This is a genomic window from Roseofilum sp., from assembly GCF_982964205.1.
In genome coordinates this window covers 93,590-105,582 of record NZ_CEZBFX010000006.1, presented here as the reverse complement: position 1 = coordinate 105,582, position 11,993 = coordinate 93,590, and the positions used below count along the sequence as shown (strand labels likewise).

The window sequence follows — 11,993 nt, the reverse complement described above, 5'->3', positions numbered from 1 at the left end:
TCCCTTGAGCCTGATTTCTTATTTTCCTCTGCCTAGAGTGATAGAAGAGGGGTATGGGGTGTATGAGCGCTTAGGGGATGATGGCATAACCACCTGGCATCCGGCATTTTTGGCTTTGGGAGAAGATTTAGAAGAGTGTAGCCGCAAATATCGCCAGTTTTGTCATCAGTATCAGCCGAAGGAAAAACAAACTAAACCTTTTTATTGGGGCAATAAACTTTTACCGAAGTTGACGCGCAAAAATAAGTCAAATGCTAACAAAAAACAGAAGAAGAAACAGCCGAGTCAACGAGAGCAAGAGGCGAGGGAGGACTATGAAAAGTGGCGACAAAATAATCCGGAGGTGGTGGCAGTGGGGGAAAAGTTTATGTTAGCCAATTGTTATAACCCTGCCCACGTCGCGAACTTTTTAGAAAATTACTACTGATGAATGGGGCAGGTGATAGGATTAGTGTGTCTAAATGCAGAAAATAGGTCTAATTTCTGTATTCTAGATTACTTTTTGTCGATTATTTAGAGGCAACCAGCCAGATATTCTTCATTGTTCATTGTTCATGATTCATTGTTTCGGCTCCTCGCCACATGAACATTGATTCATGGCAGGTAATGAAATCCGCAAACGTAAGAATACCGTACCGATGAGATTGATAAGAAATAATTATGAATGCTGGGAAACGCTTATATGCTAGAGTCTAGAGAAGAGAAAAGAGTATTCTCTGTCGTTTTTGCAGCTAAATAATTTCCTCGTAGCTTTCCTCTTTCAGTATCTGGAATCCTGGCGAAATTTTGTCCTGGGGGTTTTAATCACACAGAACGAACCCAGGGTAAGATGTTTGGCCTTATAGGTAATGCCAAATCCTCCTTCACCCAGGACTTCCTCAATCCTGTACTTGTCTGTAATTTTTTTCCCGGTTGCCAATCCATGATGTTAAGGTCCGGAAACACCAGCTTTCCCTATTATGCTATATCGAGCAGCAATTCCCCCCATTCCTCCATCTGGGGTGAAGGGCCAATCCTGTATTAAGATCAAATAATGCACTCAAGGGTCTTAAACAGATGAAAATTGGATCTCAATATTTGGGAAATAACCAGTGTGAATTTCGAGTTTGGGCCCCTCAACGCCAAGAGGTTGCTGTTCATTTGGTTTCTCTCCAAGAGCGGTTAATTCCCCTTTCAAAAGAGGAACAGGGGTATTGGTCAGCAACCGTTAGTGATGTTCAGCCAGGAAGTCTCTACTTTTATCAACTCGACACCACCGTAGACCGTCCTGACCCCGCTTCTTCCCTGCAACCGAAAGGGGTTCACGATGCCTCGCAAGTAGTGGATCATCAAGGGTTTGTCTGGCAAGATCAAGACTGGAACGGTCTGCCCTTAGAGCAATATGCGATCTACGAGCTGCATGTGGGTACGTTTACAACTGAAGGAACCTTTACAGCGATTATTGACCGACTGCCCGATTTACTTGACTTAGGCATTAACGCCATTGAACTGATGCCCGTTGCTGCATTTCCGGGCAGTCGCAACTGGGGCTATGATGGGGTCTATCTCTATGGGGTGCAATCCTCCTATGGAGGGCCGGATGGACTAAAAACCCTGGTGAATGCATGTCATCAAGCAGGAATTGCCGTCATTCTGGATGTGGTTTATAACCATTTTGGCCCGGAGGGTAACTATCTTTGGGATTATGGCCCCTATTTCACGGGCAAATATCGCACGCCTTGGGGAGATGCGGTCAATTATGACGATGCTTATAGCGACCCTGTACGCAATTTCTTTATCGAAAATGCCCTCTATTGGCTAGAGGAATATCATATCGATGCCCTACGTTTAGATGCCGTTCATGCCATTTATGATTTTAGCGCCCAACCCTTTCTGCAACAGTTGGGGGCAGCGGTGGAAGCATTGGATCAAAAATTGGGATATACCCATTATTTGATTGCGGAAAGCGATCTCAATGACGTGCGCGTTCTCCAGTCTCGCGAGACGGGTGGGTGGGGCCATCATAGTCAATGGTGTGACGATTTTCACCATGCTCTCCATAGCGTGTTAACCGGAGAGACTTCAGGATATTATCAAGATTTCGGTCAGGTGAGCCATTTGGCGAAGGCTTATCAGGAAGGTTATGTGTATTCTGGCCAGTATTCTGTTCACCGTCAGCGCTCCCATGGGAACTCTTCGTTAAGCTATCCAGGGGAGTGTTTTGTGGTCTGTATCCAAAATCATGACCAAGTGGGAAATCGATTAGCGGGCGATCGCCTCTCTACCTTAGTCGGATTCGATCGGTTAAAATTAGCAGCAGCCGCTGTATTGCTCTCTCCCTTTATCCCCATGTTATTCATGGGCGAAGAATATGGAGAAACCGCGCCCTTTCAGTATTTTATCAGCCATGGCGACCCCAATTTAGTGGCAGCCGTGCGCAAAGGAAGAGCTGAAGAATTTAAGTCATTTGGTTGGCAAAAAGAAGTCCCTGACCCCCAAAGTGTGGAAGTATTTGAGGAATCGACCTTAAACTGGGAATTAGGGCAACAAGGAAATCATAAAATTCTGCGATCGCTCCATAAAACCCTCATCGCATTACGCAAAACTCATCCCGCTTTAGCCTCCCTTAAAAAAGAGCATACAAAAGTGATACATCCCACGGATACCTCCGTGATTATCCTCCATCGTCATGCTAACACTTCCCATCTCTATATCTGTCTAAATTTCAACTCCGATCCGATTACCTTCACCCCCTCCATTCCCTCTGGAGTTTGGATAAAAATCCTCGATTCTGCAGATCCACAATGGAGCGGTTCCGGACAAACCAACCCCCAAGAACTGAGCGCAGGCAAAGAAATCACTCTCTCCAGTTGGGGATTTGTCTTGTATACTCAATCCTAGCGTTAAATTCTATTGATTGCGTACCAAATACCCTTTCTATTAAGGCAAATTGCTCTCAGCCCTTTGTTAGCACCTTTTTAAGCGCCACTTCGGAGAAAAATGTTATAACTCCTGGATTGACGCTATAATCAATCCGAACTGTTTTTCTGATATACTACTCTATGAAAATTCCCACCGCGACCTATCGACTCCAATTTACCCCCCAATTTACTTTTGAAATGGCTCAGTCGATTCTTCCCTACTTATCAGAATTAGGGATTTCTGATATTTACGCTTCCCCCATCTTAAAAGCTCAAAGTGGCAGTACCCATGGCTATGATGTAGTCGATCCCAATCAAATTAACCCCGAACTCGGTGGAGAAGAACAGTTTGAAAAGCTCATTAAAGGGGTGCAAAAACACCACCTGGGTTGGATACAAGATATTGTGCCTAACCATATGGCCTTTAGTAGCCAAAATCCCTTGTTAGTGGATGTGCTAGAGAATGGTCCCAACTCTCAATACAAAGACTATTTTGATATTGATTGGGAACATCCTTATGAAGGCATTAGACATCGAGTTTTAGCCCCATTTTTAGGTAAATTTTATGGGGATTGTCTAGAAAGTGGAGAGCTAAAAATCCAGTATAAAAAAAAAGGATTTACGATTAACTATTGGGATTGGAATTTTCCGATCCAAATTGAGTCTTATGGCAAAATATTAGACCATAATTCCGAGCGATTGCGAAACAAGCTAGGCAGAACTCATCCGGATTTTGTTAAATTTCTAGGTGTATTGTATGCGATTAATGCTATTCAATATATTCCCAGCAGTGCAGGTTACCGAGAACGGTACGAACAGATTAGTTTTATTAAAAGCATGATTTGGGAATTGTGGAATGACAATCCTGAAATCAAAGCCTTTATAGAAGAGAATATTCAAGTCTTTAATGGAGAAGTGGGTAAACCCGAAAGTTTTGATCTGCTGGATGACTTACTCAATGAGCAGTTCTTTAGGCTCTCTTTCTGGAAAGTTGGAAATGAAGAACTCAATTACCGGCGTTTCTTTACCGTCAATGATTTGATTTGCGTTCGAGTTGAAGATAGAGCCGTTTTCGATAAAAGTCATAAGCTAATTTTGCGGTTAATAGAAGAAAATAAAATCACTGGGTTAAGAATCGATCATATTGATGGCCTGTACGATCCCAAACAATATCTAATTCGATTGAGGAATCAGGCGGAAAATGCCTATATTATAGCAGAAAAAATTATCGAACCTCATGAGAAATTGAGAGTGAATTGGCCAATTGAAGGAACGACTGGCTATGATTTCTTAAATTATATCAATGGGATTTTTTGCTATCAAGACTCAGAGACAGAATTTAACCAGTGCTATAGTCAATTTATTGGTGATATATTGAAATGTGATAAGTTGATTGATGAGAATAAACGCAAAATCCTGGAAAAACATCTAGCAGGAGATATTGATAACTTAGCAAATTTGCTCAAACGGATTGCTGACCAGTATCGCTATTCGAGTGATTTTACCATTTATGGATTAAAAGCGGCCTTGGTGGAAGTGATGGCAGCGTTCTCGGTCTATCGAACCTATATTAGCGGAGAAGTCAGTGGAGAGGAAGTCAATTATGAAGTGAGTACCCTAGACCAAGACTGTATTGCTCAAGTGATTGCCAAGACGCAAGAAAATATTCCTAGCTTTTTGAATGAGTTAATTAATGAAATTAATTTTATTAAAAAGTTCTTGTTGCTACAATTTGATGACAATTTAACCCCAGAAGATAAAAAACAATGGCTGCATTTTGTCATGCGTCAACAGCAGTTCACGGGGCCGCTGATGGCCAAGTCGGTAGAGGATACGGTTTTATATATCTATAACCGCTTGGTGTCTTTAAATGAGGTGGGTTCTACCCCCGGTCAATTTGGGTTTTCTCTAGAAGAGTTTCATGGATTTAATCAAGAGCGGTCTTCAAATTGGCCCCATGCGATGAATGGCACGTCTACCCATGATACAAAACGGGGGGAAGATATGCGTTCTAGAATTAATGTACTGTCGGAAATTCCGGAAGAATGGAGTACCTATATACAAGATTGGAAAAAGATGAATGCGGGGTATAAAGATACGGTGCGCGGTTTAGATGTACCCACTCCCAATGATGAATATTTTCTCTATCAGACTCTGTTGGGAATTTATCCTTTTGATGACCAAGATAAAGGGGAATTTGTACAACGAATTAAGGAGTATTTAATTAAGGCTATTCGGGAAGCGAAGGTAAATACGGCCTGGTTGCGTCCAGATACGGCTTATGAGGAAGGGTTTCTGAAGTTTGTAGATAGTTTATTTAAGGAGACGAAGCAGAATAAGTTTTTACCTTCCTTCCGTCAATTCCAGCAGAAAATTCAACATTATGGTATTTTCAATTCCCTTTCGCAAACGCTGCTAAAAATTACGGTTCCGGGTGTGCCTGATTTTTATCAGGGAACGGAGTTATGGGATTTAACGTTGGTCGATCCAGATAACCGACGGCCAGTGGACTTTAAGAAGCGATTAAAGTTGCTTAATGAAATTCGATCGCAGTGGAAAAAGAATAAGTCTGCTTTATTTACCAATCTTCTCCAGCACCCAAAAGATGGCAAAATTAAACTGTTTACTATTGTTCAGTCTCTCAAGGCCCGTCAAGACTATCAAGACTTGTTTCAACGGGGAGATTATCAGAAGTTGCCGGTTAATGGGAGTTTAAAGTCTCATATTGTAACGTTTATGAGGACTTGGAATGAGCAAAGTGCGATCGCGATCGCTCCTCGGTTTTTAACTCAATTAATTAAGGAAGATGAATACCCCTTGGGGGAACAAGTTTGGCATGAAACTCGGATTTCTTTACCCACGGGGTCTTCTGCGGTGTGGAAAGATGCGATTACGGGGCAAGAAATCCAAGGTGAAAATACTCTATGGATGCGGGAGATTCTCAACCAGTTTCCCGTAGCCTTGTTGATTAAACAAACTTCATAAACCAAGTTGTCATCGGGATATTAGGCCAAATGACTTAATGAGTATGCCAAATTTGTTCTCGATAAAAAGCAAAAGCATCAAACATTGCCCCAACTAGACTACAGGTGACTCCAAGCACCAGTAATCCTTCTAGGGGTTCTCCATTGCCAAAAATGGCTAAGAAATGCCAAATGAGGCTTTCTCCGGTTTGGGATAGGGTGGTTAATCCAGGAATTCGAGTTCCTACATCCAAGCCAACCATAACTCCTCCAATCAGAATCCAAGGAGCAACAAAGCTGAGTAAAATGGCTAAACACAGGGAACGGACAAAAATCAGTAAAAGGTTCATATGAGTTATATCCAGTAAACCTCACTTCATGGAGGACAACTGGGTGTCATCCGTTTCTACAATAGGCGGATTTTTTCCATTTCGACCAAGAATACAAAAAACTTAAATGTTTCTTTTTAAATCTTTTTGAAGATATATGGCAAAAAATGAGAGTAAGGTTGGGTGATTTTGGTGTTTTTGTTCTGGATTAAAATGAGAATGTTGAATTTTGTATCAGAGATTACGGATGAGCGTTTGATCCTGAAGCATTGAACCGTATCTATACCTATGAATTCAACTTTGAATTTTTAAGACTATCCTTTTATTAAGGACGTATCTATTAAAAAATCTTTACAACAATCCCTTGAAATCCTCTCAAAGATAGCAAGATTGTCACAAGTTTTTCACATCTCAATTATAAGATAGTTGTACTTCATGCCGAAGGGGTTGATGTGAGGTTCTCCATGGTTACTCTATCTGGTTCTTCATCTGCTAGAAAGATGAATCCTAGCTGTAGCTCTTCTTCAGGGCGTTGGATTGGGATCGGGCTAATGGGGAGTTTGCGATCGCGCATGACTCTCTTTATCCTGTTAGGGGTTGTCCCTATTGTCCTAGGCGCTCTGCAATTGCAAGCTTTCGATGCTGGACGGCTCATTAACCAGGAGAGTGAACAAATTCTTGACCTTCAAGCCCAACGATTAGCCGATCGCGTCACGCAATGGGATCGGATGAATACCTTACTGGTACAAAACCTCAGCCGTGAACCTGGACTCTCTCAACTGACTCCCCAACAGCTACGTCCCCGATTACAATCTACTCACCATACTTATCAAGAGCAGGTTTGGAGTATTGGAGCTGCAAACCAAGAGGGTAGATTGATCGCCCTGAGCGAACAAGAAACGATTAAACCGATCGATTTTAGCGATCGCAAGTGGTTCCAAGGAGCCATGAAAGGACAACCCATTACCCGTGAAACCCTTATCACTCGACGGACGGGAGAACCCGCAGTGATTTTTTCCGCCCCCGTTTATGCAGAAACCGGCGATCGCTTCCATCCCCAAGGAGTGATCCGCATGGGTATGGTATTAACGGAACTTTCTAATGTGATTGGTGTAACCCAAATTGGGAAAACGGGTTTTGCCTTTCTCGTTGATGAACAAGGTCAACTGTTAGCCCATCCAAACCGGAAATTACGACAAAATAACCTTCAGGATTTTAGCTCCTATCCCCCAGTTCAACAGCTTTTAAAAGGTAAAGAAGGACTCTTAAAATTTGAAGATAGCGATCGCATCCATTGGTTATCCATCTCTGTCAAATTAGCCAATGGTTGGGGAGTTGTTCTCATGCAGCAAACCTCCGAAGTCTCTGCTCCCCAGAACTATTATCATCGTTCAGCGATTACTCTCAGTATACTCACCTTAATTGTTGTTGGTTCAATTACTTGGCATTTTAGTCGTTGGGTGACTCAACCGTTAACCGATTTGACAGAAGCCGTATGGAACCTCTCTAAGGGACAGTGGACTCAACGAGTCTATCTCTCGCAAGAGGACGAATTGGGAACCCTAGCCAAAGCCTTCAATCGTATGGCGGCTCAGTTACAGCTCACGTTTAAGGCATTGGAAGGAGCTAAAAAAGATTTAGCATTCAAAGTGGTAGAACGGACCGAGCAACTCAATACGACATTGGAAGAATTAAAACACACTCAAGCTCAGATGGTTCAAAGTGAAAAAATGTCTAGCTTGGGACAGATGGTGGCGGGAGTTGCCCATGAAATCAATAATCCAGTCAGTTTTATTCATGGAAATTTAACCCATGCCCAAACCTATACCAAAGACCTGTTATCCTTGGTGCAGCTCTATCAAGAGCATTATCCCCAACCTCCCGAAGCCATCCAACAAGAAATAGAGGCGATCGAACTTGATTTCCTCAGCGAAGATTTTCCTAAAACCCTGCAATCCATGCAAGTAGGAACCGTCAGAATTCGGGAAATTGTCAAATCCTTGCGTAACTTTTCCCGTTTGGATGAATCAGAAGTTAAGGCAGTCGATGTGCATGAAGGCATTGATAGCACCTTGATGATTTTACAAAATCGCCTTAAATGCTGTCAGAGTTGTGCGGCTATTGAAGTGACTAAAAATTATCAGGAACTTCCCTTAATCAATTGCTATCCCGGACAACTCAATCAAGTCTTTATGAATTTGTTGAGTAATGCCATTGATGTCCTTGATGAACGACAGCAGCAATTAGACCGCAAAACATTGAAAGATCATCCCAGCCGGATCGCGATTAAGACAGAAGCTCTAGGAGATGCATGGGTTGCTATTCGCATTCATGATAATGGTTCTGGAATTCCACAGTCAGTACAACCTCGTTTGTTTGATCCCTTTTTCACAACCAAACCTATCGGTAAAGGGACTGGTTTAGGACTATCCATTAGCTATCAAATTATCACCCAAAGACATGGCGGACGTTTATGGTTTCAATCGAGTCCGGAACAGGGTACGGAATTTGTGGTGGAAATTCCAGCGATCAAAGAATAGGGTTTTTCCCCTCTTCTCCATCCCTCGTGGTACAATGATTCCGATTAGGGATTCAAAGATTTAATTGCTGTTTCTGTGCCTGAACTTACCGATCTCGAACAACTCTCTACTGCCCTCTCGTCGCCGAATGGGAAAACCCAACTGAAAACCATTGAGACTCTCAGCACTTTGGGGAGCTCCGGGGAACAGGTGCTGATGGATTTTTTGGCTAAGAGCGATCGCCACCATCCCACTTGGACACAGGGAACGGCATTCCTAAAACTCAGAGCATCTGAGTCTTCTGTGGTGCAAGAGTTTCTCAACCGTGAGTTTCCCCAAGGAATAGTGCCTTTAAATACGGATCGCGATATTGATTATAACTCCCTACAAGCGCTGTTGATCGAGCAGAAATTCCAAGAGGCCGATCGCCTGACGCTCCTGAAAATGTGCGAACTCGCAGGAGAAAGTGCCATGACTCGGAAATGGTTATATTTCTCCGAAGTGAACCAATTTCCCCGAACTGATTTACACACGATTAATACCCTGTGGCTCGTGTATTCCGAAGGTAAATTTGGATTCTCCATTCAACGGGAGATCTGGTTATCCTTGGGCAAAAACTGGGAAAAACTCTGGCCCAAAATTCAATGGCGCACGGGAAAAACTTGGACGCGGTATCCAGGTGGATTTATCTGGGATTTGACCGCTCCCAAGGGACATTTACCCCTGACGAATCAACTGCGAGGGGTTCGGGTGATGGACTCACTCCTTTCTCATCCAGCTTGGACCGAGTAAAAAAGGAAGACGTAAATTATTTATGCTACCGTGATTGGTAAACAGATGAGATATCTGATTGTTGTGTTAGTGAAGTAAATCGATGATCCAATTGAGAATAAAATCGCTCGCCTTGGGTACGATGTTAGCTGGGTTGCTCTTGGGGGCGATCGCCTGTAGCAATACCTCCGGCGAAAATACTACGGAACAAGCCTCCGAGGACTTACCTGGAGAAGGTATAACCTTAACCCATGCTCAGAGTAGCTTGCTCGAAGAACACTTTCAAACTCTAATTATCAACAGAGCCTTAGAGCAATTGGGATACGAGACTCAACCCCCTAAGGAACTGACCTACCCTGCCATGTTTGCGGCGATCGGTAACGGAGATATAGACTTCACTGCGGTGAATTGGGAAAGACTACACACCGACTTTTACGAAAATAGTGGCGGAGATGAAAAATTAGCCCACGTTGGCGTGCTAACCCCTGCGGTATTACAAGGATACCAAATGGATAAAAAAACTGCCGATGAACATAACATTACCAGTTTAGAACAGCTCAAAGACCCCGAACTTGCCAAACTCTTTGATACCGATGGTAATGGAAAAGCTAATTTAACGGGATGCGATCCCGGTTGGGGTTGTGAGTTGGTGATCGAACACCATTTAGATGCTTATGAGTTGCGAGATACTGTAGAACATAATCAGGGCCAATATTCTGCCTTGATCGCTGATACAATGGTTCGCTACAAAGAAGGAGAACCCGTTTTGTTTTACACTTGGACTCCTTATTGGGTTGGTGGCGTGTTGAAACCTGGTGAAGAGACCATTTGGCTGGAAGTTCCTTATACCGATCTACCTGAAGCACAAGGAGAGGTATCTGAAGCCGATACCACAGCCAATGGCAAAAATCTCGGTTTTGTCGTCGATCGCATTCGGGTTGTTGCCAATAGAGAGTTTGTAGACGCTAATCCGGCAGCTAAAAAACTCTTTGAGCTGGTAGAAATTCCCATTGATGCCATCAATACCCAAAACATGCTAATCCAAGAAGGAGAAGATACACCAGAAGACATTCAACGTCATGCGGATGAATGGATTGCCGACAATCAAGAGTTATTTGATAGTTGGGTCAAACAAGCAATGGAGGCTCAATCTTAATTGCATTTTCTTTTAGCTTGCTATCTATGAACACGCTGGCAGACAAGGGTCTGGAGACCCTTGTTTTGTCGAGCATTATCAGCAAAAAGAAAAGGAATGAGTGTGTATTGTGCAGGTGACGATGGTTGGTGGTTTTACCAGAATTCATATCCTCTGGCATATTTTTTGAGTCCAGTTTTAATCGGTAAACAGAGGAGAGATCTAATTGTTGTGTTAGTGAAGCAAATCGATGATCCAATTGAGAATAAAATCGTTCGCCTTGGGCACAATGTTAGCTGGGTTGCTCTTGGGAGCGATCGCCTGTAACAATACCTCTGGTGGCAATAATACCACAGAAACTTCTGGCGGCTTACCTGGGGAAGGAGTAACAGTCATTGCCGCCCATACTAACTTGCTAGAAGCGCGGTTTCACACTGAAATTGTCAACAAAGCCTTAGAGAAATTGGGATACGAGACTGAAATTCCCAAAGAACTTACTTTTCCAACCCTCTATGCAGCGATCGGCAACGGAGATATACAATACACTGCTGTAAATTGGGAAAGGCTACACACTGAATTTTATGAAAATAGTGGTGGGGATGAAAAATTAGCCCACATTGGAGTGCTAACCCCTGCGGTATCACAAGGATACCAAATCGATAAGAAAACAGCCGATGAATATAAAATTACCAATTTAGAACAGCTCAAAGACCCTAAAATTGCCAAACTCTTTGATACCGATGGTAATGGAAAAGCCAATTTAACGGGATGCGATCCCGGTTGGGGGTGTGAGTTGGTGATCGAACACCATTTAGATGCTTATGGTTTGCGCGATACTATTGAACACGATCAGGGTCAGTATTCTGCTTTGATCGCTGATACGATAGTTCGCTACCAAGCCGGCAATTCTGTCCTATTTTACACTTGGAATCCTTACTGGGTTGGTGGTGTATTGAAACCAGGTGAAGAGACTGTTTGGATAGAAGTACCCTATACAGCTCTGCCAGAAGCACAAGGGGAAGTGTCCGAAGCCGATACCACAGCTAACGGTAAAAATCTAGGTTTTGTTGTTGATCGCATGAGGATTGTTGCCAACAAAGAGTTTGTGGAAGCCAATCCTTCTGCTCAAAAGCTCTTTGAAGTGGTAGAAATTCCAATTGACGATATTAATGCTCAAAACATGCTAATGCAAGAGGGAGAAAATACCCCCGAAGATATCGATCTCCATGTGAATCAGTGGATTGCCGACAATCAAGAGTTATTTGATAGTTGGGTAGAACAAGCGATGGACGTTGAATCTTAATCCCCTTTCTTTGAGCTTGCCATTCATCCATACTTTGGCAGACAAGGGGCTGGAGACCCCTTGTTGCGTCGAG

7 protein-coding genes and 1 pseudogene are annotated in these 11,993 nt (G+C 43.0%); 7 read left to right on the top strand and 1 reads right to left on the bottom strand.

All coding sequences use genetic code 11. The features are described from left to right. From AC3A14_RS03410 to treY, 3 genes and pseudogenes are all read left to right on the top strand, one after another. Positions 1-427: pseudogene (locus AC3A14_RS03410) on the top strand (hypothetical protein); the annotation flags it as partial. Positions 428-1,056: 629 nt separating this feature from the next. Beyond that, positions 1,057-2,880, top strand: coding sequence for a malto-oligosyltrehalose trehalohydrolase (treZ, locus tag AC3A14_RS03405; RefSeq protein ID WP_318732621.1), 1,824 nt, complete (start codon positions 1,057-1,059; stop codon positions 2,878-2,880). A 161-nt stretch (positions 2,881-3,041) separates the two neighbouring features. After that, a complete protein-coding gene (gene treY, locus AC3A14_RS03400) occupies positions 3,042-5,885 on the top strand; it encodes a malto-oligosyltrehalose synthase (protein ID WP_318732620.1) in 2,844 nt (947 codons plus the stop codon). A gap of 34 nt (positions 5,886-5,919) precedes the next feature. Here treY and AC3A14_RS03395 read toward each other — a convergent pair whose 3' ends face one another. Beyond that, positions 5,920-6,213, bottom strand: a complete 294-nt coding sequence (locus AC3A14_RS03395; protein ID WP_318701349.1) for a hypothetical protein — start codon at positions 6,211-6,213, stop codon at positions 5,920-5,922. 443 nt (positions 6,214-6,656) lie between these two features. Between AC3A14_RS03395 and AC3A14_RS03390 the strand changes: the two genes are divergently transcribed. The 4 genes from AC3A14_RS03390 (at position 6,657) to proX (AC3A14_RS03375) (ending at position 11,920) form a co-directional block, all read left to right on the top strand. Further along, positions 6,657-8,732 (top strand): cache domain-containing protein, encoded by a 2,076-nt coding sequence (locus AC3A14_RS03390; protein WP_318732619.1) that lies wholly within the window; start codon positions 6,657-6,659, stop codon positions 8,730-8,732. A 75-nt stretch (positions 8,733-8,807) separates the two neighbouring features. Continuing rightward, on the top strand, positions 8,808-9,503 hold the full coding sequence (locus AC3A14_RS03385; RefSeq protein WP_318732618.1) for a GUN4 N-terminal ARM-like repeat domain-containing protein: 696 nt from the start codon (positions 8,808-8,810) through the stop codon (positions 9,501-9,503). 82 nt (positions 9,504-9,585) lie between these two features. Further along, a complete protein-coding gene (gene proX / locus AC3A14_RS03380) occupies positions 9,586-10,638 on the top strand; it encodes a glycine betaine/L-proline ABC transporter substrate-binding protein ProX (protein WP_318701346.1) in 1,053 nt (350 codons plus the stop codon). 268 nt (positions 10,639-10,906) lie between these two features. After that, positions 10,907-11,920, top strand: a complete 1,014-nt coding sequence (gene proX / locus AC3A14_RS03375) for a glycine betaine/L-proline ABC transporter substrate-binding protein ProX (protein ID WP_487778908.1) — start codon at positions 10,907-10,909, stop codon at positions 11,918-11,920. The last annotated feature ends 73 nt before the right edge of the window (positions 11,921-11,993 follow it).